20 protein-coding genes are annotated in these 23,495 nt (G+C 69.3%); 13 read left to right on the plus strand and 7 right to left on the minus strand.

What is annotated here, in order from left to right:
• Positions 1 to 40: 40 nt before the first annotated feature.
• The 3 genes from OV208_RS39020 to ald form a co-directional block, all read right to left on the minus strand.
• Positions 41 to 907, minus strand: a complete 867-nt coding sequence (locus OV208_RS39020; RefSeq protein WP_267579047.1) for an anti-sigma factor family protein — start codon at positions 905 to 907, stop codon at positions 41 to 43.
• A gap of 26 nt (positions 908 to 933) precedes the next feature.
• On the minus strand, positions 934 to 1,581 hold the full coding sequence (locus OV208_RS39025) for a sigma-70 family RNA polymerase sigma factor (RefSeq protein WP_120543893.1): 648 nt from the start codon (positions 1,579 to 1,581) through the stop codon (positions 934 to 936).
• Positions 1,582 to 1,835: 254 nt separating this feature from the next.
• Complete coding sequence (gene ald / locus OV208_RS39030; protein WP_267579048.1) at positions 1,836 to 2,963, minus strand: alanine dehydrogenase; 1,128 nt, start codon at positions 2,961 to 2,963, stop codon at positions 1,836 to 1,838.
• 176 nt (positions 2,964 to 3,139) lie between these two features.
• Here ald and OV208_RS39035 point away from each other — a divergent pair, with 176 nt between their 5' ends.
• Positions 3,140 to 4,453 carry a radical SAM protein gene (locus OV208_RS39035; protein ID WP_267579049.1) on the plus strand — a complete coding sequence of 438 codons (1,314 nt, stop codon included), beginning with the start codon at positions 3,140 to 3,142 and terminating at the stop codon, positions 4,451 to 4,453.
• 57 nt (positions 4,454 to 4,510) lie between these two features.
• On the plus strand, positions 4,511 to 5,209 hold the full coding sequence (locus tag OV208_RS39040; RefSeq protein WP_267579050.1) for a hypothetical protein: 699 nt from the start codon (positions 4,511 to 4,513) through the stop codon (positions 5,207 to 5,209).
• A gap of 19 nt (positions 5,210 to 5,228) precedes the next feature.
• On the opposite strand, the gene OV208_RS39045 is transcribed toward OV208_RS39040, so the two are convergent.
• Entirely contained in the window at positions 5,229 to 6,092 is an 864-nt protein-coding gene (locus OV208_RS39045) for a response regulator (RefSeq protein ID WP_267579051.1), read from the minus strand.
• A gap of 133 nt (positions 6,093 to 6,225) precedes the next feature.
• On the opposite strand from OV208_RS39045, the gene OV208_RS39050 reads away from it, so the two are divergent.
• The 6 genes from OV208_RS39050 (at position 6,226) to OV208_RS39075 (ending at position 13,536) form a co-directional block, all read left to right on the plus strand.
• The gene (locus OV208_RS39050; protein WP_120545767.1) at positions 6,226 to 6,747 is read left to right on the plus strand and encodes a chemotaxis protein CheW; all 522 of its coding nucleotides are present in this window, start codon (positions 6,226 to 6,228) and stop codon (positions 6,745 to 6,747) included.
• Positions 6,747 to 7,151: a Frizzy aggregation protein FrzB gene (locus tag OV208_RS39055; protein ID WP_267579085.1), complete on the plus strand. Its 405-nt coding sequence runs from the start codon at positions 6,747 to 6,749 to the stop codon at positions 7,149 to 7,151. The genes OV208_RS39050 and OV208_RS39055 overlap by 1 nt, the downstream gene beginning before the upstream one ends.
• Positions 7,152 to 7,156: 5 nt before the next feature.
• A complete protein-coding gene (locus tag OV208_RS39060) occupies positions 7,157 to 8,410 on the plus strand; it encodes a methyl-accepting chemotaxis protein (protein WP_267579052.1) in 1,254 nt (417 codons plus the stop codon).
• 68 nt (positions 8,411 to 8,478) lie between these two features.
• The gene (locus OV208_RS39065; protein WP_267579053.1) at positions 8,479 to 10,755 is read left to right on the plus strand and encodes a hybrid sensor histidine kinase/response regulator; all 2,277 of its coding nucleotides are present in this window, start codon (positions 8,479 to 8,481) and stop codon (positions 10,753 to 10,755) included.
• A 37-nt stretch (positions 10,756 to 10,792) separates the two neighbouring features.
• Positions 10,793 to 11,785, plus strand: coding sequence for a chemotaxis protein CheB (locus OV208_RS39070; protein ID WP_267579086.1), 993 nt, complete (start codon positions 10,793 to 10,795; stop codon positions 11,783 to 11,785).
• On the plus strand, positions 11,779 to 13,536 hold the full coding sequence (locus OV208_RS39075; RefSeq protein ID WP_267579054.1) for a CheR family methyltransferase: 1,758 nt from the start codon (positions 11,779 to 11,781) through the stop codon (positions 13,534 to 13,536). Before OV208_RS39070 ends, OV208_RS39075 begins: the two co-directional genes overlap by 7 nt.
• 25 nt (positions 13,537 to 13,561) lie before the next feature.
• Here the strand turns inward: OV208_RS39075 and OV208_RS39080 are convergent, their stop codons facing one another.
• Both OV208_RS39080 and OV208_RS39085 read right to left on the minus strand, forming a co-directional pair.
• Complete coding sequence (locus OV208_RS39080; protein ID WP_267579055.1) at positions 13,562 to 13,885, minus strand: polyhydroxyalkanoic acid system family protein; 324 nt, start codon at positions 13,883 to 13,885, stop codon at positions 13,562 to 13,564.
• Between the two features lie 108 nt (positions 13,886 to 13,993).
• The gene (locus OV208_RS39085; protein WP_267579056.1) at positions 13,994 to 15,490 is read right to left on the minus strand and encodes a deoxyribodipyrimidine photo-lyase; all 1,497 of its coding nucleotides are present in this window, start codon (positions 15,488 to 15,490) and stop codon (positions 13,994 to 13,996) included.
• A 166-nt stretch (positions 15,491 to 15,656) separates the two neighbouring features.
• Between OV208_RS39085 and OV208_RS39090 the strand changes: the two genes are divergently transcribed.
• The 5 genes from OV208_RS39090 (at position 15,657) to OV208_RS39110 (ending at position 22,350) form a co-directional block, all read left to right on the plus strand.
• Positions 15,657 to 16,958 (plus strand): hypothetical protein, encoded by a 1,302-nt coding sequence (locus OV208_RS39090; protein WP_267579057.1) that lies wholly within the window; start codon positions 15,657 to 15,659, stop codon positions 16,956 to 16,958.
• A gap of 69 nt (positions 16,959 to 17,027) precedes the next feature.
• Positions 17,028 to 18,173 (plus strand): DUF1015 family protein, encoded by a 1,146-nt coding sequence (locus OV208_RS39095; RefSeq protein WP_267579058.1) that lies wholly within the window; start codon positions 17,028 to 17,030, stop codon positions 18,171 to 18,173.
• A 78-nt stretch (positions 18,174 to 18,251) separates the two neighbouring features.
• Positions 18,252 to 18,608 carry a hypothetical protein gene (locus OV208_RS39100; protein ID WP_267579059.1) on the plus strand — a complete coding sequence of 119 codons (357 nt, stop codon included), beginning with the start codon at positions 18,252 to 18,254 and terminating at the stop codon, positions 18,606 to 18,608.
• A 204-nt stretch (positions 18,609 to 18,812) separates the two neighbouring features.
• Complete coding sequence (locus OV208_RS39105; protein ID WP_267579060.1) at positions 18,813 to 21,242, plus strand: hypothetical protein; 2,430 nt, start codon at positions 18,813 to 18,815, stop codon at positions 21,240 to 21,242.
• 154 nt (positions 21,243 to 21,396) lie between these two features.
• Positions 21,397 to 22,350: a DUF6268 family outer membrane beta-barrel protein gene (locus OV208_RS39110; RefSeq protein WP_267579061.1), complete on the plus strand. Its 954-nt coding sequence runs from the start codon at positions 21,397 to 21,399 to the stop codon at positions 22,348 to 22,350.
• A gap of 23 nt (positions 22,351 to 22,373) precedes the next feature.
• Here OV208_RS39110 and OV208_RS39115 read toward each other — a convergent pair whose 3' ends face one another.
• The gene (locus OV208_RS39115; protein WP_267579062.1) at positions 22,374 to 23,495 is read right to left on the minus strand and encodes a hypothetical protein; all 1,122 of its coding nucleotides are present in this window, start codon (positions 23,493 to 23,495) and stop codon (positions 22,374 to 22,376) included.

A 23,495-nucleotide genomic window follows, 5' to 3' on the forward strand; every position in this document is an offset into this window, starting at 1 on the left:
GAGCAGGCGACCACTCGGGCCCCGCGCCGTCAGCCGTGTATCAGGGCTGTAGCGACACGGGCTGGAGCGACACGTTCTGCACGCTCACCGACGGCTTCACCTGCGCGGGGCGCGGGATGCCGTTGGAGCGCAGCTCCTGATCACGCAGCATCTGCAGGATGGCGGCGTCGTCCAGATCCGTCACCAGCTCGTACGTGATGTCGTGATCCCGCCACGTCACCACGTTGTAGGCCTGGCTCGAATCCACGGCCACGTTCTCCACCGTGGGGGACTCCTCCACCGTCACCCGCCGGCCCGTCGCCGGATACACGAACACGCCGATGTTCCGCTTGGCCTCATTCGTGCGCCGGGGCTGGGTCTCGTAGCTGACGTAGACGACTTCCTGGCCGTTGAGCGTGGAGAAGCGAGCGCCCACCGGCTGCGCCTGCTGCAGGCGGGGCAGGGTGATGCGGTGCTCCACCTTGTCGTTGAACCACGCCTCAATCTGCTCCGGCGTGCCCGCGACGAACTCCAGGGGCCGCTGGCGCGTGTGCCGCTGCACCGCCTCCAGGATGGTGGCCCGCTGCGCTTGTCCCGACTGGTACGTCATCCAGGCGCCGCCCACCGTCACCACCACCAGGGCCACGGCCCCGGCGCGGATCCACTGGCTCACCTGGGCCCGGCGCTGCTCACGGTGCAGGCCGGACTGGATGCCCGCGCGCAGCGAAGCCGGCGCGCGCGAGCCCTGGGCGGACACGGAGTGCTTCGCCGCGCGCCGGAGCGTCTGGCGAAGCTGCATCTCCTCGTCCACCCGGGCGATACAGGCCGGGCAGTCTTCGAGATGCGACTCCACGTCGTGGCGTTCCTCGGGCTGAAACTCGCCGTCGAGGTACGGGTACAGCAATCGCTCGAGTTCCTGGCAGGTCATGGGCGCTCGATGAATCCAACCACGAACTAGCCTGCCTTCTTCCGTCGACGGAACTCTTCCAGGTCCGCGGGCGCGGGCGCCGGCACCGGATCGCCGTCATGACGGAAGACACCCTGACCCTGGGCGTACTCGCGCAGCGTCTTCTGCAGCAGCTTGCGACCGCGGAACAGGCGGCTCATCACCGTGCCCACGGGGCACTCCAGAATCTCCGCGATCTCCTTGTAGGAGAACTCCTGGAGGTCCGCGAGGATGACCACCAGCCGGAAGTCGATGGGCAGCGAGTCGATGGACCGCAGCACGTCGTCCGACAGGAGCCGGTCGAAGAAGTACTGCTCGGGGTTGGCCGCGAAGTCCGTCGCGTCCCGGCTCACGAAGCGCTCATGCACTGCCTCGCGCTCCACGCCCTCCACCACCGTGCGCTCCTTCACCTTGCGCCGGTACCGGTTGATGAACGTGTTGGTGAGGATCTTGAAGAGCCAGGCCTTGATGTTGGTGCCGCGCTCGAACTTGTCGAAGAAGCGGTAGGCCCGCATGCAGGTGTCCTGCACCAGGTCCTCGGCATCGCGCTCGTTCTTGGTCAGCCGGAGGGCCGCTGAATAGAGCGGATCCAGGTGCGCCAGCGCCAGCTCTTCGAATTCCTGCTTCGTCCGGTTGGGTTGCCTGAAGTCCAGCATCATGCTCCCGCCTTCCAGGGGCCCGAAATGATTTGGGGAATGCGTCGCCTGCCTAACGGTCAATCTATGCACCGGAGCAGACGGGTCAACAACGCTTTCCCCTGCCGCGTCGCCCGCATGCCCGCTTCTGATGTGCGGAGACGCCCGACGGGATCATTTATTCCACAGGGTGGGAACCAGAGGGGACACCCGGACGGATTTCCCCCCTGGCAACCCGGCCAGAACATGTCTGGCCGGCTGCTGGGCAGGCAGGCCTACTTCTTGCCGCCAATCGCGTCCATCAGGGGCACGTAGTCGTAGCCCATGTCCTTGGCGACGGCCTCGTAGGTGATGTGGCCGTTGTAGGTGTTGATGGCACGCTGGAGGGCGCGGTCGGCCTTGATGGCCTCCACCAGGCCCAGGTCCGCGATCCTCCGCGAGTACGGGCGCGTGGTGTTGGTGAGCGCGAACGTGGACGTCTGCGGCACGGCGCCGGGCATGTTGGCCACGCAGTAGTGGACGACGTCGCTCACGGTGAACGTGGGGTTGTCGTGCGTGGTGGGCTTGCAGGTTTCGATGCAGCCGCCCTGGTCCACCGCCACGTCGACGACGACGGATCCGGGCTCCATCTCCGCGATGAGCTCACGGGAGACGAGCTTCGGGGCCTTGCCGCCGGGGATGAGCACGCCGCCGATGACGAGGTCCGACTCGCGCACGGTGCGCGCGATGGACTCCGTGTCCGACGCCAGCGTCTGCGCGCGGCCGAGGAACACGTCGTCCAGGTAGGTGAGGCGCTCCAGGTTCACGTCCAGGATGGTCACTTCCGCGCCCATGCCCACAGCGACCTTGGCGGCGCACAGGCCCACCACGCCGCCGCCGATGATGGCCACGCGGCCGCGGCGCACGCCGGGCACGCCGCCCAGCAGGATGCCCTTGCCACCGTGGGCCTTCTCCAGGCACGCGGCGCCCACCTGGATGGCCATCTTGCCGGCCACCTCGCTCATGGGCTTGAGCAGAGGCAGGCTGCCGTCGTCCAACTGGAGCGTCTCGTAGGCGACCGCGGTGACCTTCTTCTTCAGGAGCGTCTTGGTGAGCTCCGGGTCCACGCCGGCCAGGTGGAAGTACGTGTAGACGATCTGCCCGGGCTGCATGCGCTCGTACTCGGGCGCGATGGGCTCCTTCACCTTCACCACCATCTCCGCGCGCTTCCACACCTCATCCGCGTTGGAGATGATCTGCGCGCCGACGCGCTGGTACTCCGAATCAGGGATGCCGGAGCCGACGCCTGCGTTCGTCTCGACCAGCACCGTGTGCCCCGCGCTGGTCAGCGCGCGCACGCCCGCAGGCACCATGCCGACACGGTACTCGCGGGTTTTGATCTCCTTGGGAACTCCGACGATCACGACTGCCTCCGGATAGGGGACTGCGAAAACGTGGCGGACCCATAAACCAGGGCCCCAGCGCTTTCAAGGCGCGCTCCGGCACCGTGGGGTGGGCTTGCGTGATGGGGCTCATTCGCTCGCACACATGACGCGAGGCGTTGGACGCGTCACGGCCGGCTCGTGTTAGTTAGCGGGCCATGACGCACGCGCCGAAACTGCTCTTCGCGGACCCCAAGGGCCGGGTGATGGAGCATCCGTACCTCATCGCCACCCTGCGAAGCGGGGAGGAACTCGTGCCGCCGCAGGACAAGCCCATCGCCCTGCCGGCGGCGGGGCGCCTGGTGCACCTGCCCGGGCGGCTGCCGGTGGGCCTCAACCCGGACTCCGGCGAGCTGGAGCTGGTGCGCGAGATGAAGATGGGAGGAAAAACGTTCGTGCCCAACGCCGTGGGCGCGCTCCTGCCGCCCGGCTACACGCGCACGTTCCTCCCTGGTGAGGTGAAGGGCGACGGGCCGGTGCTGCCGCAGTGGGCGTACACGGCGGCGGCGTGGGGTGAGAAGGGTCCGCTCGCGTGGGCCATCCACACCGACCGACGCTCGCACTGGGAGCCGGAGTCGTACTCCACGCCGGAGCTGAAGGGGCTCGTCACCGCGCACATGGAGCGCTTCCCGGACAGCCGCGTGCTCAAGCAGTTGAAGACGTGCGCGCTGCTCTACCGGTGCTTCACGTCGCAGAACATCTTCTATGCCCGCGACGAGGGCGCCATCCCCGCGTCGGTGATGTGCAACGCGCGCTGCGTGGGCTGCATCTCGGATCAGCCCGCGGACGGCCCCCCGGCCTCGCACGAGCGCATGGACGACGGTCCCTCCGCGGAGGAGATGGCGGCCATCGGCCTGTACCACCTGGAGCACGCGCCGGGCCGCACCATGGTGAGCTTCGGCCAGGGGTGCGAAGGCGAGCCGCTCACGCGCTGGAAGTACATCGCGGAGTCCATCCGCATCATGCGCGCGAAGACGGACCGGGGCTCCATCAACATCAACACCAACGCGAGCCTCACGCACGGCCTGAAGGCGCTGCTGGATGCCGGGCTGGATGCCGTGCGCGTGTCGCTCAACGCCGCGTCCAAGGGCCTCTACGAGGCGTACTACAAGCCGGTGAAGTACGGCTGGGAGGACGTGGAGGCCTCCATCGCGCTGGCGCGGGAGCGCGGGGCGTACCTGGCGCTGAACCTGCTGCTGTTCCCCGGCGTCACCGACCGCGAGGGGGAAGTGCAGGCGCTGGAGAACCTGGTGCGCAAGTACCGCGTGGATCAGGTGCAGACGCGCTCGCTGTGCATCGACCCCTTGCAGTACCTGGACGTGGCGCGAGGGCAGGGCGCGGGCGGCGAACCGGTGGGCATCCGCACGCTGTTGAACCGACTGAAGGCGGCGCGGCCGGGGCTCATCATCGGCAACTTCGCGCGCGGCCTGGATGAGCGGGAGAACGCCGCGAGCGCTCCGGGCGACGTGTAGGCGTCACCCCACGTCAGGGGTTTGACCCTCCGGGGGCGGACGGCTACAGAGCCGGGCATGTCCGCCTCCTCCCGCATTCCGCTCCGCCTCGCCGTCCTCTGCCTCTCCTCCAGTGCCGTCGCCGTCCTCGGCGCGTGCAGCAAGGCGCCCGAGGAGCCGGAGTTCGACCACGGGTTGAAGAAGCCCATCGTGCGCAAGCTGCGCGCGGAGCTGAAGGAGACGCCGTGTGACAAGGCGAAGGCGCAGGAGTACGCGCAGCTCCTGATGACCACCGGCGACCTCAAGGGTGTGACGAAGGCGTCGGACGACTTCGCTGGCGCCGGCTGTGGCGCCAACGTCGTCCTGCTCCAGCATGCGTACACGGCGAACGCGCGCCTGGAGCAGAAGGAGGGGGCGTTGAAGGCCGCCACCGCCCTGGTGGAGGCGCAGCCGACCAACGCCAGCTACCGCGTGTGGCGGGGACTGTCTCAGGAAGCGATGGGCCAGACGGAAGGCGCCGCGGCGGACTACCAGAAGGCCTTCGAACTCCAGCCGGATCAGCGCCCCATCCTCAACGCGCTGCTCAAGGCCTACGAGACGCTCAACCGGCCCTGTGACGCGCTGGCCGCGTACCAGCGCTACGTGCAGGCGAAGCCCACGGAGGCGAACAAGTCCGACGTAAAGGAGGCGATGCAGGTGCTCGCCAGCAAGACGACCTGCCCGGTGGATGCCGAGCCGACGGATGCCGGGGCGTCCGAGGCGGCGACGGCGCCCTGAAGAGGGCGGGGCAAGGGGACTACTCGGCGCCGGGGGGCATCAGCTCCTTGGCGACGAGGTTGCCCATCACGGCGTCCTTCGGGATGTAGCCGTCGGCACCGGCCTCGCGGCAGATGCGCTGCAGCTCCTCCACGTTCTCACCGGAGCACAGCAGCACCTTGATGCCCTTGAAGAGGCTGTTGCTCTTGATGAAGCGGCAGAACTGCTCGCCGTTCACGTTGGGCATGCGCACGTCCAGGAGCACCAGGTCCGGGCGCGTCTGCTTCTTCAGGATGATCTTCGTGGCCTTGTCCGCGGAGTCCGCGATGTGGACCTCGAAGCCCTTGGACACCAGGTCCGCTTCAATGATCCGCGCGGTCATCTCACTGTCGTCCACGATGAGGATGCGCGGCTTGCGCGCCCCGGGGGCCAGCGTCTTGGGCGCGGCGAGGCCGGCGGGCGCGGCTGGAGCAGCAGCGGGGGTCGCGGCCGGCACGGCAGCAGGGACAGGAGTGGGGGCCGCAGCGGGGATGTTCAGGGCCGGGGCGCCGATGAGGCCCATCACGCCTCCGAGCACGCCTTCCAGGCCGCCGCTCTTGAGGATGTAGCCGTCCGCGCCGGAGTTCTTCGCCTTCGCGGCCAGCTCCGCCTCCGAGATGTCGGAGTAGAGGATGAGCTTGGAGGAGACGTTCTTCACCTGCCGCAAGAATTCGACGACGTCGTCGCCGAACATCTCCGGCATGTTGACGTCCACGAGAATGAGCGCGAACGGACCCGTCGCGAGCTTCTGGTCGAGCGTGGTCAGATCGGGCGCTCCGCTGGCCTCATAGCCGGCGGCCGTCAGGGCGCGGACGGTGAGTTCCAGCAGCATCGGGCTGTCGTCAATGACCAGAACGCGGGACATCTTCCTCCTCAGGGGCTCCCGGCCCACAACCCTACACCTTTGGTTCCCGCCGAACCATCGAAACGGCGACCAAGCGGACATACCTGGCTGGACCCTTGACCCTTTTTCACTCTGTCCGGGATACTTCACTGCCTTGACCCCGACCTCCACTCCCCTCCAACGCGCGCTCCGACAGGCGCCGGACCGCACGCTGGCCGCCCAGGCCCGACCCGAGCAGGAGTTCTTCTGCTTCAAGGTGGGCGAGCTGCGCTTCGGCGTGCCCAGCGAGAACGTCACCGAGGTGCTGCGCGCCGGGCTGCTCACGCCCCTGCCGCGCACCCCCTCGTTCATCATGGGCGTCACCGGCCACCGAGGCCAGGTGCTGCCCGTGGTGGACCTCTTGCGCTTCCTCAGCAAGGGCGAGGCGCGCATCGGTCCGCGCACGCGCATCTTCGTGGGCGTCAGCGGCAACTACGTCTCCGGCGTGGTGGCGGACACCGTGCTGGGCCTGCGCCGCGTGCCCGTGTCGGAGATCCTCCCGCCGCCCCTGGGCGGTGACGCCGCCGCCGAACACCTGCTGGGCGTCGTGCACGGCGGCACCCCCCATGACGGGCTGAACCTGCTCAACTTCTCCAAGCTGTTGCAGACGGCCCGTCAGCGCGCGGTGGTTCGATGATGCGGCACGGCACGGTGAACGGGGTCGCGGACGATCGCTCCGCGGAGGAGCTGGGAGAGGTGGACATCCTCTTCTTCCAGATCGGCGACTCCGAATACGGCACCGACGCCTCGCAGGTGCTGCGAATCGACCGGGCCCTGCCGGACGACCTCACCGTGCGCGAGCTGGGTGTGCCGCACCGCGGCCTGCGCGCGCTGGTGTTCGACAGCCCGGAAGGCGAAGGCCACCTGAAGGTGGATGCCGTCAACGGGGTGCGCCCCGTGGCGCTCGCCGTGCTACGCCGCATGCCCGCCGCCGTGGTTGCGGCTCCCTATGCCGTGGGCATCTGCCTGGATGAAGAGTCCAAGCGGCCCGTGTTGCTGATTGATCTGGCGGAAACCTTGAAGACGCAAGGAAGGCACTGACACACATGTCCCTGGAGAGCCCCAACGACAAGCCCGCGGCCAAGTCCCGCGGTGCGAAGAAGTCCCCAGGCGCGAAGGCGGGAGCCCCCGAGGCCAACGCGGTGGATCCGCTCAAGCCCTTCACCGACACGCTGATGTCGGTGCTGTCCGGCAACCTGAACGCGCGCGTGCCCCACGACCGCGTCCTGGCGGATTCCACGGGCTTCGGCCACCTGCTCAACCAGGTGCTGGAGCAGTTCTCCTCCGCGGAGCACCGCAAGCTGGTGGCGGCGCAGGAGATTGATCAGGCGCTCGACTCGCTCATCATCCTGGTGCGCGAAGGCGACCTGTCGCGCTGGAACACGTCCACGGAAGACCCCCAGCTCGGGCCCCTCCTGGAGGGTTTTGGCAAGGTCATTGAGACGCTGCGCATCTTCGTGCGGGAGATCAACGAGGCCGCGCTGCGGCTGTCGTCCTCCGCCAACCAGGTGCTGGCGGCGTCCACGCAGCATGAGACGTCCTCCACCGAGCAGGCCGCGGCCATCCACGAGACGACCGCGACGATGGAGGAGTTGAAGCACGCCTCCGCGCAGATCGCGGAGAACGCGGGCAGCGTGGCGCGCGTGGCGGAAGAGACGCTGGGCGCGGCGCGCGCGGGTCGCGGCGCGATTGGCGAGTTCATCCAGGCCATGCAGCAGATCCGCAGCGACGGCGTCGCGGTGGCGGACTCCATCTCCAAGCTGTCCAAGCGCGTGGAGCGCATTGGCACGGTGGTGGAAGTCATCGACGAGATCGCGGACCGCTCCGACCTCCTGGCCCTCAACGCGGCGCTGGAAGGCAGCCGAGCGGGTGAGGCGGGCAAGGGCTTCTCCATCGTCGCGGCGGAGATGCGCCGGCTGGCGGAGAACGTCCTGGAGTCCACCAAGGAGATCAAGAACCTCATCACGGAGATCCGCGAGGCCACGGCCGCGGCGGCGGGCGCGGCGGACGCGTCCAAGCACGCCACGGAGTCCGGCGAGAAGCTGGGCGCGGTGGCGGCGCAGGCCGTGGAAGGCATCCTCGCCGGTGTGCAGGAGACGAGCGACGCGGCCCGGGTCATCAACCTGGCCACGCAGCAGCAGCGCACGGCCACCGAACAGGTGGTGGCGTCCATGGCGGAGATCGAGGACGTGACCCGTCAGACGACGCAGGCGTCGAAGCAGGCCACCGGGGCCGCCGCCGAGCTCACCCAGCTTGCGGGCCGGCTCGCCGAGCTCATCAAGCGCTTCAAGGCCGACTAGGCGTTCTCCTGAAGGGGAGAGAAGGGCTTCCGGGGGCGTGCTGAACCGCGCCCCCGGGCCTGTCACCCATGGACACCGAGGCCCTCAAAAAGTCCCTCCTGAAGAAGTTCCAGGAGGTCACGGCCGACCGACTCCAGAAGATCCAACTGGGAGTCATCGACCTGGAGAAGGAGACCGCGGATCAGGCCGCGGACGACGTCGCGCGCGAACTGCACACGATGAAGGGCGAGGCCCGCATGCTGGGCCTGGCCGCCATCGGTCAGCTCGCGCACGCCGCCGAGGACGTCCTGCGCGCCGAGCGCGAAGGCAAGACGGCCACCGAGACCGCCACCGACGTCATGCTCCGCGCATGCGACGTGCTGTCGGACCTCATCGAGGATCTGGACGCCGCGCACACCGGCTCCTCGGCCACCGAGGAGATGGTGAAGGCCCTGTCGGAGGTGTCCGGTCATCCGGTGCCCGCCCTGGGCCCGGTGCGCAGGCCCGCCGCGCCCGCGCCGCCGAAGCCCGCCGCCCCGCCGCAGGCCCCCGTCACCGCGGCCCCCGCCGCCGTGGCCACGCCGCGCGCCCCCGAGCCGAACGTGGTGCCGGCGCCTCCGCCCGCGCGCGAGGAGGAGGCCCCGAACACCGCGAAGGGCAACACCATCGCGGACCGCAGCATCCGCGTGAACGTGGAGGTGCTGGACTCGTTGGGCCTGCTCGCTGGCGACCTGCTGGTGGAGAGCGCCCGGGGCCGGCTGCGCAGCACGGAGACGGCGGCGCTCTTCGAGCGCTTCAGCCGCCTGGGTGACCGCTTCCTGCGCATGTCCGAGGAAGTGGATGTGCCGGACGCGATCCGCGTGGAGCTGGAGCGCGCGGAGGCCGACCTGCACATGCTGCGCGACGACGCGTTCCGCTTCGTGCGTCGCAACGGCGACGGCATCGAAACGCTGCACGGCAACCTGGCCCAGCTGGCGGACCACGTGGCCGAGGCGCGCCTCGTGCCGCTGGCCACCGTGTTCGATGCGTTCCCGCGTGCCGTCCGCGACATCGCGAAGACGCAGGAAAAGGACGTGGACCTGGTCATCGAGAACGCCGACATCGGCGTGGACCGGTCCATGCTGGCCGACGTGCGCGACGCGCTGGTGCACCTGTTGCGCAACGCGGTGGACCACGGCCTGGAGTCCCCGGACCTCCGCCAGCAGATGGGCAAGCCCGCCACGGGCCGCATCCGCATCCGGGTGCGCGTGGACGGTGACATGCTCCACATCGAGGTGGAGGACGACGGCCGGGGCATGGACACCGACCGGCTCAAGCAGGTGGCCGTGAACAAGCGGCTCCTGTCACCGGTGCAGGCCGCCGCGCTGTCAGAGCGCGAGGCCATCGAGCTCATCTTCCGCCCCGGCTTCTCCACCCGCGAACAGGTCAGCGAATTGTCCGGCCGCGGCGTGGGCATGGACGTGGTGAAGCGCAAGGTGGAGACGCTGGGCGGCTCCGTGGGCGTCTCCAGCCGCCAGGGCCGAGGCACCACCGTCACGCTGCGCCTGCCGCAGTCGCTGGCCCTGATGAAGGTGCTGCTGGTGCGCCTGGGCGACGACGTCTACGGCATGCCCGCCGCGGACGTGGTGGCCGTCATGCGCATCAAGCCCGATGACCGCATGGAGGTGTTCGGCACGCTGGCGGTGCGGCACCGGGGCAAGCCCACGGCGCTCGTGGCGTTGGGGCCGCTGTTGGGCCTCAACGGTGGCAACCGCTTCGACAAGCCTCCCGCGGTGGTCGTGCGCCACGGCGACGACTACGCCGCGCTGGTGGTGGACGGCTTCGTGGACGAGCGCGAGGTGGCCGTGAAGCCCTGCGGCGGCGAGTTCCTCAAGGGCGCGCCGTTCATCGCGGGCACGGCGGCGCTGGAGGACGGGCGCATCGCGGTGCTCCTGCACGTGCCGGACATCATGACCGAGGTGCGCCGCATGGCGCGTCCCGTCACCCAGGCGCCCGCCAGCCGACGGCTGCGGGTGCTGCTGGTGGACGACTCGCCCATCGCCCGCGCGACGGAAGGTGCGCTCGTCAAGGCGCTGGGCCACAACGTGGAGGAGGCACAGGACGGCGAGGAGGCGTACGCGAAGGTGCAGACGAACACGTACGATCTCATCCTCACCGACGTGCAGATGCCCAAGCTGGACGGCTTCTCCCTCACGCGGAGGCTGAAGGCCACGCCTTCGGTGGCGCGCATCCCGGTCATCATCCTGTCGTCGCTCGCGTCGCCGGAGGACAAGCGGCGCGGACTGGATGCGGGCGCGGATGCGTACCTGGTCAAGGGGGAGCTGGGCGTGGAGAGTCTGGCCCAGTCCATCGATCGGCTGACCTGAGGAGCCTCTGGTGGGCGGCGGCACGGCGGTGATGGGGATGGCGTTCCGGGTACTCCTGGTGGGGCGGGGCCTGCGCTCGTTGGTGCGCGGGCTCTTCGATGGGGAGTCCCTGGTGGCCGTGGGCCCACCCGAAGCGGAGTTCATGAACGCCGAGGAGGTCGTGCGGCGGCACTTCCCGGACATCGTCCTGGTGGACCTGAGCTCGTCCCAGGCCCTGGGCGCCATCGAGCGCATCATGGCCACCCGGCCGCTGCCCATCCTCGCGCTGCACCCGGGGGTGCTTACCGGGCAGCAGGCGTTCCAGGCGCTGGCCATGGGCGCGCTGGACGTGATGGACCGGCCCATGAGCCCGACCCAGGACTTCTGGTCCGCGGTGGGCCGCAAGCTGGTGATGCTGGCGCAGGTGAAGGGCGTGCGCTCGTCGCCTTCGGTGCGCAAGCGGCCCCAGGAGGGGCCGACGGCGCCGTTCCCCCTGGTGGCCCTGGCTGCGTCCCTGGGCGGGCCCAAGGCCGTGGCGCAGGTGCTGCGGATGATTCCGCGCGGTTTCCCGGCACCCATCGCCTACTGTCAGCACATCAGCCAGGGCTTCACGGAGGGGCTGGCGCACTGGCTGTCCACGGAGACAGCGCTGCGTGTCGTCGAGGCGACGCACGATGCGGGGATGGAACCGGGCACGGTGTACATCGCGCCCTCGGGAGGACATCTGCTGGTGAAGCCGGATGGCCGTCTGGAATTGGACTCGGGCCCTGCCCTGCGGGGCTTCCGCCCTTCGTGTGACATGCTGCTAACTTCAGCGGGGGAGGCATTCGGCCGGCGCTGCATTGGCGTCATCCTGACGGGCATGGGCCGCGATGGCGCCAGGGGTTTGAAGGAGATTCGCGAACGGGGTGGACGCACCATCGCGCAGGACGAGGCCTCGTGCGTCGTCTACGGCATGCCGCGTGAGGCGGTGCTGCTGGGCGCGGCGGAGCAGGTGCTGTCGTTGGAGCTCATTGGCCCGACGCTGGTGCAGTGGGTGGACGCGTGCTGACGGTCGGCAACAAGGTCCTCCAGCAGCTCGCCGCGCTCCTCCTGGAGCGCGCAGGGCTGAAGATCACCCCGGATGGCTACCACAGCCTCCGGCTGGCGCTGTCCACGCGCATGCCCGTGCTGGGCCTGAGCGATCCGGACAAGTACATGCAGCGGCTCATGAGCACCCACGGCGAGGAGGAGCTGCGCGCGCTCCTGCCGCTGGTGACGGTGGGCCACACGGAGTTCTTCCGCGACGCGAAGCAGTTCCGCGCGCTGGAGCAGAGCGTGCTGCCGGAGCTGCTCGCGCGGGCGCGGCGCGAGATGCGCAAGGTGACCATCTGGTCCGCGGGCTGCGCCACCGGCGAAGAGCCCTACAGCCTGGCGCTGGTGATGGCGGAGCTGGGCGCGCTCGCGGTGGAGGTGGACCTGTGGGCCACCGACCTGAACCTGGCCGCGGTGGAGGCCGCGCGGCAGGGGCGCTTCACCAACCGTCGAGCGATGGCCATTGGCCCGGACCGCCTGTCGCGCTTCTTCAAGCCGGTGGAGGAGGGGTACGAGGCGTCGCCCGTGCTGCGCGAGTACATCCGCTTCGACGGACAGAACCTGGCCGTGCCGGTGTTCGACAAGGTGGCGCCCGCGTCGTTGGATCTCATCCTGTGCCGCAACGTCATCATCTACTTCGACCTGCCCACCATCCGCGCGCTGATGGACCGGTTCCTCACCGCGCTGCGCCCGGGCGGGCTGTTGTTCCTGGGGTATTCGGAGAGCCTGTTCAAGGTCTACGATCGCTTCGAGATGATCGAAGTGGACGGCGCATTCGTGTACCGCCGGCCCCTCGGGGAGGATCCCCGGCCGCCGCCCCCGCGTGTGTCCAGCCCGTCGGATCCGCCGCTGCGTCCTGGCAGCCCGGAGTCCTTCGCGGTGAACCTGCGCCAGCGGCTCCAGGCCAACGCGGAGACCGCCGCGAAGCTGCGCAGCCCGGGGGGCGCGGATGCGCTTTTGTCCCGGAGCGGGGAGGCTCCGCGCCGGCCCACCACCGAGCTTCCCGCCATGGGCAATCTCACCGGGCGGCGCACCGGGGAGTTCCCGGCCATCCGGGTGGAGCCGTCGCGCACGCCCCCCACGCCACCGCCTGCCGTGGCGGCACGTCCCTCGGGTTCGTTCCCCGTGGTGCGCATGGAGACCCCTCGGGCCCCGCCTTCTCCAGACGGGAGCACCGCTCCGCGTCCGGGAAGCTCATGGCCGCAGCTGTTGCCGCCCGCGGAGCGCCCCAACATGGCGGTGCGCAAGATGACGGCGGGGGACTTCCCCGGCGCCATCGCGGGCGTGGAGCGGCTGCTGGTGGACGAGCCCAGTGACCTGGACGCGCTCCTGACGCTGGGCAACCTGTATTCGCTCACCGGCCGCAGCGCCAACGCGCGCGACACCTTCGCGCAGGCGCTCCAGCGCGAGCCCTTGTGCGTGGAGGCGCGCGTCTTCGCGGGCGTGGCGGCGATGCAGTCAGGAAGCCTGGCCGAGGCGCGCTCCGAACTGGCGAAGGCGCTCTTCCTGGAGCCCACGCTGGCCATCGGCCACTACCTGCTGGCGCAGGTGCAGGAGCGCACCCAGGACTTCGATGCGGCCCGACGCAGCTACCGCAACGCCGTCGCGCAGCTCAAGCATCCGCAGCGCCCGCTGGCGGGGCACTACCCGGAGATGCTCGATTCGGCGGAGGCCATCTCCCGCGCGGCCCGCTATGCGCTGGCCGCGCTGGAGGAGCAGCCGGGCTGAGGTTGAAGCCCGGCCGCGGTGCGGCTCAGTCCAGGTTGCCCTTGACCTGATCCAGGCTCTTGGACGGATCCAGCACGGCGCCGAACTTCTTCTGCAGGTACGTCTTGGCCTGACCGCGCAGCAGCATGCCGGGGTCGGTGCCTTCACCCACCACGCCCTTGTCGGTGATGACGAAGCTGGCGTCCAGGTTGATGCCCATCACCTTGCCGGCGATCTTCGCGCCCTCTTCACCCGTCCAGTCGGATTTCACGCCGTACTTGGAGCCCCAGTAGCTGAGGAGCTGCTCGACGCGCTTCTTGACCTCGTCCTTGGGAAGGTTGTGGGGGACCTCGAATTTCAACATGCCCATGGCGGTGACTCCTGTTCAGAAGGTGGCTGGTCCCTGCGGTTTAGTGACACCGGGCCGGAAATGGAACCGCCGTGTGGTGTTTGCCGGCGGGCGATGTCCACCGGTGGCCTACCGGGCGGCCTTGCGCTGGGGGCGGCGTGGCTTCTTCGGGGCCGCCTTCGCCGCCTGCTTCGGCTCCTCGCCCGGTGCCGTCGTCGGTTCGCCCCAGCGCTCCAGGTAGGGGCCCAGGTCGAACTTCTCCGCGGTGCGCAGGGAACTCATGGGCCGCACCTTTCCAATCACCGCGCGCTCCTGGAAGGGCCGGTCGTGCAGGCCCAGGATCCACATGAAGTTGGACACGCTCGCCGGATCGCGTCCGTCCACCGCGTAGGTGTCGTTGAGCCGGTGGATGCGGTCCAGGGCCTCCTGTGGCGTGGGGCTCCATTCGAGGATCTTCTTTCCCCAGAGCATGCGCAGGTAGTTGTGGATCCGCCCGCGCTCGCGCAGTTCCTTCTGGGACGCGTTCCAGAGCGCATCCTCCGTGCGGCCCTGGGCCAGCTGCTCGTAGGAGTACAGGTGCGGGCGCGGATCCTTCGCGTGGCGGGAGAGCGTCTCGCGCGCCCAGGGGGGCAGGGAGTCCACGGTGAGCTGTCGGGGCCCGGGCGTGTGGAAGCAGAAGTTGAAGCCCAGCTCGCGGCGCACGAGCAGCTCCTCCAGGAACGACTGCACGGCGGGATGTTCCTTCCCCTTCGCCGCGATGGCCGCGCGCGCGGCCTCGCCCGCGAAGAGGTTTCCCCAGTGCCAGTAGGGCGACAGGTTGGACTGCTGGCCCAGGCCCGGATCATTGCGGCCCTCCTCGTAGCCCTCCAGCCGCTCGTCGAGGAACGCGCGCAGCGCCTTCAGGCCCGCCTTACGACCTCCCATTTCGTCCAGGGGTTTCACGGAGTGATCCACCGCGAACGTGTGCAGCGCGGCCCGCGCCTTCACCGGGTCGGCGAGCTCGAAGTCCGGTTGCAGGTGCGCGCCCGACGCCTTCACCTTGCGTGGGGGCAGGGTTTGCTCCAGGTACTCCGGCCACAGCTTGCGCAGCTTGGGGCGCAGCGCGTACGCGCCCACCTGGGCCGCGGGGATGCGCTGCATGGGCACCACGCACGAGGCATCCACGGCGAAGAGCGGGACGTGGAGCGCCTTCGCCGCGCCTTGCAGGTGGCCCGGGATGATGTACGTGGGGAACAGGTCCGACACGATGGCCGCCGCGCGCTTGCCCAGCTTCGCGATCCGGGGCTTGTGCTCCTTCGCGGTGCGCGGCAGCTCCAGCCAGTACGGCAGCCCGCGCGCGGCGCAGCCTCTGGCCATGTCCGCCATGCCTTCCAGCGCCCACGCGTGGAGCCGCTCCGACGCGAAGGGGTAGTCCGGACGGAGGGCCTGGTAGACGACGACGGGCAGGCCCAGGTGGTTGCCCAGCGCGATGGCGGCATCGAGCGCGTGGTTCTCCTCCCACCGGTGGTTCACCATGCACCAGTAGAGGACGAAGTCCCGCTGGCCGGAAGGGAAGGGGGCGTCGTTCACCTCCTGGACGCGAGCGGAGTCGACAGCGAGTTCGGACCACGAGATGCCTTCGGGCATGGGACGGCGAAGATGCCGCATCCCGCGTGCGTGTCGCGGTGGGATTTTCGCTGCGTTGTGCGGTGGACCTCCTGTCCGCGCGAATGTTTCGTACGCGGCGGAAATCCAACACGTGCTCACGGGTTGTGGTTTTCTGCCGGCCGGCCGGACCCAAGGAGCCCCCTGCGTGGCACACCGTCGAACCTGGAACCTCCCTGTCACCGTCCTCGCTGTCGCGCTGATGTCGGCGGGCCTCGCCCACGCGCAGGCGGGAGGCACGTCTGTGTATCCGGCGCCCCAGCCGCCGCCGCCGCCCGCGCCGGGAATGTACGCCGCCCCGTCGTCGCAGGCTGAAACGCCTCCGTCCAACGACGCGTATCCGCCGTCGCAGTCCGCGCCTCCGTCCAACGACGGCTATCCTCCGTCGCAGGGCGCCCCGTCGAACGGGGGCTACGCGCAGCCGGGCTCGGCGAATCCGAACGACACGTATCCTCCCCCGAGCGACGCGCCCGTGCTCCCGCCGGATCCGGACCGCCTGCGCACCGAACCGCAGGCCCCGCTGACGGAGGGCCCTTCGGGCGTGCGGCAGGAGTCCACGTCCGCGTCGGAGCCCGCGACCGCGTCCAACTACATCCGCCCGCCCCCGGAGGACAACGGCGTGTGGCTGGATGGCCAGCGGCGCCGGGGGCCCTTCCTGTCCGGCCCCGGCAGCATGAAGTTCATCGCGCACCACACGACGATGGGCGCGCTGGGAGGCTTCTTCACGCAGGCGTTCTCGAAGGACTTCAGCATCGATCGCAGCTCGCGCGAGGCGATGCTCGCGGGCACGCTCATCGGCGCGGGCCTGGGCTTCGGCGCTTCCGCGTGGTGGCAGTTCAACAACTGGGTGGCGGAGCCCATGGCCAACTTCAGCGTGGGCAATTCGCTGGTGGGCTCCATGTTCTTCGCGGGCTTCATGGACCTCATCACCCAGGACCCCGGCGTGCTCACCTGGTCCGCGTTCCTGGGCGCGGAGCTGGGCGCGTGGCTGACGGCGGGCATCGGCGGCGGACAGCTTCCCCTCAACGACGGCCTGCTGGTGGCCTCCGGCGCGGGCTGGGCGGCGGCGTACAGCGCGCTGCTGCTCGCCATCGTCCACTTCTCCGGCACGTCCATCTCCGGCAAGACGTGGAAGGACATGCTGCTCATCGCCCCGGGCGTGGGCGCGGGCGTGCTGGCGCTGGCGACCATGCGCTACAACCCGACGCCGTCTCAAATCCTGCGCGCGGACCTCTTCGGCGGCGGCGTGGGCGCGGCGGTGCTGCTCATCTCCGGGCTGGTGCTGGGCGGCTTCAACCAGTCCACGCCCTACGTGCTGTCCTTCCTCGGTTCCGCGGGCGCCATCACCACCGTGAGCCTGCTGTGGGAGGAGAGCGTGGACCGCTCCGCGACGACGGTGCGAAGCGGGCATTCCTCCAAGGATCGGCCCTACAAGAACGTCTGGTGGTAGACGGCCCGGAGGGCGGGCGAGCAGGCGTCATGGCACGGAGGGAAGGCCAGCATCACCTTCCCACCATCCATGGCGCGCGTCCTTCCCTTCTCGGCCCTCCTGGCTTCGCTGGATCGCTCACTGGAGCCCGGCGAAAGCTCTTCCCGCGGTAACGCGGCCCCCTGGCCGGCGCATCTGCGGCCCCTCCTGGAGGCCGCGAATCCCAGCGCGGAGCTGCGCCGCATGCGCGACGCGGGCACGCTGCTGAAGGACACCCGCCCGTCGCTCTACGTCGTGGAGCTGTATGGTTCGGCGGGGAAGTTCTCCGGCCCGCCCCTGCGCTACCTCTTGTGCGCGCTGACGCCGGACGCGGTGGCGCCGCTGGAGCATGACCCGTACCGGCCGCGCGCGTGGGAGGTGGAGCCCGCCGTCACGCTGGTGGCGGACGACCATGGCGCCCTGCGCGCGCTCCTGGCGGAAGCCGCCGAGCGCGGCATCTCCGTCTGGAAGGGGGAATACGACGGCGCACCGGTGTCGCTCTTGCGCATCGAACCGTCACCGGTGTCCAAGCGCCTGCAGGCGGTGCTGGACGAGGCGCCCATGCGGCCGCTGGCGGCGCTGAGCGAGCAACGCCAGACGCTGGCGGCGGTGGTGCCCCTGTCCGAGCCGGGCCTGGAGCTGTGCCCCATCCACCGCGCCCTCAAGGGCGTGACGACGTTCCAGGAGGAGACCTTCCTCACCCTGGTGGCCGCCTACGCGCGCGTGACGGACGTGGACGCGCCGCTCACCACGCCGCAGGGCATGGCGGCGGCTCGCGAGCGGCTGGCGACGCTGGTGCCTGGACAGCACGCGGTGCTGCTGGTGCTGCCGGGAGGGCGGGGGAAGATCCTCCGCTTCCGGCAGGGGCTGGACCTGGCGCACCTGAAGGGCGCGCCGCGCAGTCCCACGTTGAGGAGCCTGGACCTGGCGCTGCTCAACGCGCTGGTGCTGCGCACGGTGTTGGGCATCCAGGATCCGGAGGCGTCGGGGCATCCCCAGGTCTATCCGGTGCATGGCCTGGAGGCGCTGGTGCAGGGCGTGGAGACCGGCACGTTCCAGGCGGGGTTCGCGCTCAACCCGCCGCCCGTGTGGGAGGTGCGCGCTGTGATGGAGGCCCAGGCCACGCTTCCGCCGCGCACCCTTCGCGTGGAGCCGCGCGTGCCCGCCGGCCTGCTCTTCCTGGACCCGGGAGCCTGACGCTTCCGTGCGGGCGCTGACCGGAACCCCTCAGGACTGGCGCTGCAACCGGGCCTGTTCTCCCTGGCGGAGCGCAACGTGTATCTCAACCGCTGCGAGGGCGCGGTGACGCTGGTGCAGGGCGACCTGCGGCAGGTGACGGAGATGTTTCCCGCGGGCAGCTTCGGCCACGTGCTGTGCAATCCGCCGTACCGCGCACGCGCCGCGGGCCAGCGCAACCTGTCGACGGAGAAGGCGCTGGCGCGGCATGAGATCGCCTGCGAGCTGCCGGACGTGGTGTGCATGGTGCATCCGCGCGCGGACCGGCCCGCGAAGCTGGTGCTGCTGCACGCGGTGAAGGGCGGCCGGGCGGACCTCACGGTGCTTCCCTCGCTCGTCGTCCACGCGGACGATGAACACGCCTTCACTGATGAGGTGAACGCGATGGTGGGCTGAACAGACAGTCCAGGGGCTCGGACGCCCAATCCGTTGCGTCGGACGGGTGAGGTCTGACGCGTCTGTGATTCGCCGGCCGGGCGTTGACTCGTCAAGCAAGGCAATGGCAGAACTGCCCAGCCGCCCATTGGGGAGGGCAGCTGTTGTGTCTATTCCCGGAACGCAGGGATTCAATTGAAACGTGCTACAAGTCTTGTCCTGGCCGTGAGCCTGACGGCGTCGACGTCTGCCTTCGCCACGGACCCCTTTCAAACGTCCTCCCACTCCATCACCAGCCCGGCCAATGAGTTCTGGAACATCTATGGGTTGGGCTGGCACCTGACCGGAACGACGCTCTCTGGGACGCGGAGCAACTCGTCGTATGGGGCGAACACGGCCTGGAATGAGTGGGATGCGCTGAAGTTCGCCTGGACCAACGATTACAATGCTCGCAACACGGTGGTGGGGTTCGTCCAGGGCTCGCTCGTCAACGGGGTGACGACCCCGGCGAACCCGAGCCCGTCGCTCGACCAGCCGACAGGGTACGTGTGGTCCTGGCAGCCGACCGGGGACGTGTTGTCCTGGAAGGAGCGCTGGCCGGATGACTGCGTGACGCCGCAGAATCCCACTCCATCGCCCCGGTGCAAGCGGGCCCACGAGCGGGTGGGATCCTTCCACTACGATCAGGTGCCGGCCTACATCAATGGCATCCACCTGCTCTACCTCTGGACCCGTGACGCGACCTTCCTGACGACCATGCTCCCGCGCGCGGAGATCGTCATGGACCAGTACCTGCTGGGGACCATGCAGGGAGCTTCGGGCCTGCTCATCACTCCGGGGCTCGAAAACCAGGGTGACGCCTTCGGGCGGCCGAGCACCTACATGGATCAGATCCGCTCGGGCCATAAGGACGGCCTCGTGAATGCGTCCTTCTATTCGGCGTTGTTGGCCATGGGAGACCTGGAGGAGGCGGCGGGTAATGCCACCAAGGCCCTGACCTACCGCAACCGCGCCGCGACCTTCCCCGCGCAGTACCGCGCCGAGCTCTGGACGGGCAACCGCTACGCGGGCTGGCGCGACGTGAACGACGTGCGGCACGATGCGGGATACACCTACGTCAACCTGCCGGCATTGGTCCGCGGCCTGCCCACTCCCGCGGATGCGGAGCGCGTCCTGGCCTGGCTGGATGCTCCCGTCAGTCCGACCGAGCGCGGTGCCCACATCGGGAGCACCTCCGCGTACCAGAGTGTCTTCGCGCCGCGGGCCAACACGTCTCCCGTGGTGACGACGGAGTGGGATTTCTGGTCCAACCCGGATCCGGATCCGCTGACTCCGGAATACACGGAGATTGACCCCCGCCGCTTCGGTTCGCACTTCCAGAACGGCGGAACGTTCCTGTGGGTGGCCTATTACGACATCATGGCGCGGCTGCGTTACCGCCATGCCGATGATGCGTTGACGAAGTACCAGCGCATGCTCACGCGGATGACGCGGGACCCGAACTCGCTGGCGTTCTGCGACGGCTTCCTCTGGTGCAGTGGCCCGCTCTGGCATCAGAACAGCTTCGGTGAGCTCAACGGGGAAGTGGGGGTCAACGGTGAGTTTTCCGAGTCAGGCCTGGCCGTCCTTCCGCTGCTGTATGGCTTCATGGGCGTCAGCGCGGACCTCCAGGGGCTGCACGTCGCGCCGGAGTTGCCGACGGCGCTCATCTCCGCCTCGACGGCGGGCGTGGACTACCGGGGCTCGTCGCGCACCATCCGGGTAAGCCGGGGCCAGCTCGTTGAACACCAGTCCGAAGTCATCGAGGCGACGAACGTGGGCACCTCGCTCTTGATGCAGACCTTCCTGGGCGTAGGGCCCTTCAATGAAGTGGGAGTCCAGGTGGGCACCTACGGCGTGGATGGCAAGGCGTTCACGCTGTCGCTGGAGTCGTCCTCCAACAACGGGCTGGCCTGGTCGCCCGTGGTGACCCGGCGTCTGACGGACGTGCAGGACAATGCCTGGGTCTACATGGCCGTGCCGCCCCAGGGGACGGGGCTGATGTACCAGCTGACGGTTCGAGACCCCTCGGGCAGCCTGGCGTGGTGGCGCGATCCTTCCTCCACCGTGTGGGGTTCGGCCTCCCAGGGGGGCACCTCGTTGACGGGTGACTTCGCGTTCCGCGTGGTGGACGCGCCGCAGAGCGTGCTGCTCAGCCAGGGAATGGGAGACGTGGCGGACGCGCTGAACGGAACGCTGGGACAGGTCTTCGACACCACCCAGCCGTTCGACCGGGCGACGCTGCACATCGGCACCTATGTCTCCAGCACTTCGGGCTTCACCGCGAAGCTGCTCCGCGACAACGGAGAGGGGTGGAAGCTCATGGCCCAGCAGACCTTCAAGAACGTGGTGGACAACTCGGACGTGCCGATGAACTTCGCCTCGATGAAGCCCGGCCGCTACTACCTGGAGATCACCGACGAGGTCGGCAGCATCGCCTGGTACCGCGGCACCACGAGCAACCTGGGGGCGCTTTCCTGGGCGACCCAGAATGGCATTTCGCAGCCGGGCAACCGGATGTTCCAACTGTTCCGCGGGCAGTACCGCGTCGAGGTGCCGGAGAAGGGCGTGGACACCACCGTCCTCGCGGGTGACCGGTACACCATGACGAACTGACGGGAAGGTTCCGCAGGGAGCGGAAGGCGCTGTCCTGGCGCATCCCGCTCCTTGCGCGGAACGGTCCTGGCGTAGAGTGCCCGCCCTGGGGCTCGGACCGGGAGTCCCCTGTCTCATCCGAAAGCAGGACGTGATGCGCGTGGGCTCACGACGAATGGCCTTGTCCTGGATGGACGGGTTGGCGCTTGCCCTGGTGCTCTTCAGCGCCCCGGCCCTGGCCCAGACGCAGTCGGACCGGCTCTATGTGGCGTACGGCGAGTCAGGGGGCGGCACGCTGGACGCAGGTGGCCTCCAGCTCCAACGGCGACGGCAGCTGGACCTGCGCGTTCCACTGCCCCCCATCGTGCTGGGCCGCACGTACCTGCTGCCTTCGCTGGGCTACGAGATGAGGTGGCTGGGCGTGCAGGCACCGCCCCAGGGATTCGCCGGGTCGGGCGACGATGACGTGGGGCGCAGCTTCCACCGCATCCAACTGGGCCTGACGCTCATCCGTCCCGTGGTGCCGCGCTGGCTGCTGATCGCCGGGGTGATGGGCAGCACCCGCACGGACTTCAAGTCGTCCTTCGACCTGGGCCTGGACACCACCTGGGTGGCCTTCGCCATGGCCAACCACCAACTGGGGGAAGAGCCCGGCTTCTCGGTGACGTTCGGCCTGGTGGCGCTGTTTCCCTTCGACCTGTTTCCCGTGCTGCCCATGGCCAGCCTGAACTACCGCCGGGGCCCCTGGATTCTCGAGGTGGGCCTGCCCAAGCTCACGCTGCTGCATAAGCTGGGCGACACGGTGGAGCTGGGACTCGTGGGCGGCTTCGAACAGCAGGTGCTCCGCACCCGCTTCGAGCCGGAGGCCCAGGGTCTGGGCGCGTCCTACCTGCGCGAGACGACCGTGCGGGTCGCGCCCACCGTCAACGTCCACCTGGGCCAGGACCTGTGGCTGAGCTCCGCGGTGGGACTGTCGCTCATCAATGACCTCGCGCTGCTCGACCGCCAGCGCGACAACCTGAACATCCAGGGGTTGGGAGCAGGGCCCACGCCGTATGCCCGCGTGGTGCTCGGCTGGCGTCCGCAGCTGGGCCGTCCGAAGGCCCGCGAGACGCGCTCCGTCCGCTGAAAGCGCGCTCGGGGACCTGTCCGCTACGGCGTGGGCTGCGCGTTCTCCGCCGTCTTGCGCTCCTCGCGGCACCAGGCGAGCTGCTCCTGGATGGCCTCCAGGGGCACCGCCAGCTCCAGCTTGAAGGACGTGCCGTCTGGCCGCACCTTCGCGAAGTCCAGCAGCTGCGCCAGGTCCGTGTTGCCCTCCGACTGGGCCTTCATCCGCGCCATGGACAGCATGCCGCCCAGCGACTTGCCCAGGTCGGTCATCTTGTCCGCGTCCAGGCCGCTCACGTTGGCCACCATGGCGACATCGCCGCTGGTGTCCAGGTGCAGCTCCACGTTCTGCGCCACGTCCATCAGGCGCTGCGCCAGCTCCTGCTGCCCCGGGCCCAGCAGCTTCGCGATCTGCGAGACCGCGAGCACGCCGTACATCTCTCCGTAGGTGCTGTTCTCGTCGAGCAGCGGCGGCCCTTCCTCCGTCCCGCGCCCGTCCATGCGGTCCAGCACCGTCTTCACCTCGTCCGGGTTGCGGCCCACCACCAGCATCTGGTTGTTCCAGGTGCCCACCGCGTTGTCCATCCGTCCGCGCCGCGTGCCGCCGTCCGGCAGGGGCATGGCCGTGTCGCCCGCTTCGTACACGCGCGCTCCCGGCCCGTGGTCCGACGACACGCGTTCGCCCAGGAGCTCCTGATAGTGCGCCTTGCTGAAGTCGCCGGAGAGGATGAGGCCCTCGTCGGTGATGACCATGCGGTCCAGGTCCTGGAACGGATCCACGCCGCTCAGGGCCTTGAACTGCTCCAGGTTCTTGCCGCCGTCGCGCATCAGGCAGTCCATCAGCAGCTCACCCAGGGGCGAGTGCCGCAGGGCGTTCGCCTCGATGACCACCGCCGTGCGTCCGGGGCCGCGTGGCAGGGCCGCGAGCAGCGGGTCGCGCGGCTTCGCGGGGGCCTGCGCCACGCCCGCGTCCAGCGTGGGCATCACCCAGGTGCGGCGTTTCTCCGCGCGCTCGAAGTCCGGGCCGCGCATCCGCGAGGGGAAGTTCACCTCCGGGGCCGGGGGCGGGCCGGAGTCTCCCTGTCCCCAGAACATCATCACCGCGGCCACCGCGAACAGCAGCAAGGCCCCGCCCAGCCACACCTTCCTGCGCCTGCGCGAATCCAT

Source organism: Corallococcus sp. bb12-1 (genome assembly GCF_026626765.1).
Taxonomy (GTDB): domain Bacteria; phylum Myxococcota; class Myxococcia; order Myxococcales; family Myxococcaceae; genus Corallococcus; species Corallococcus terminator.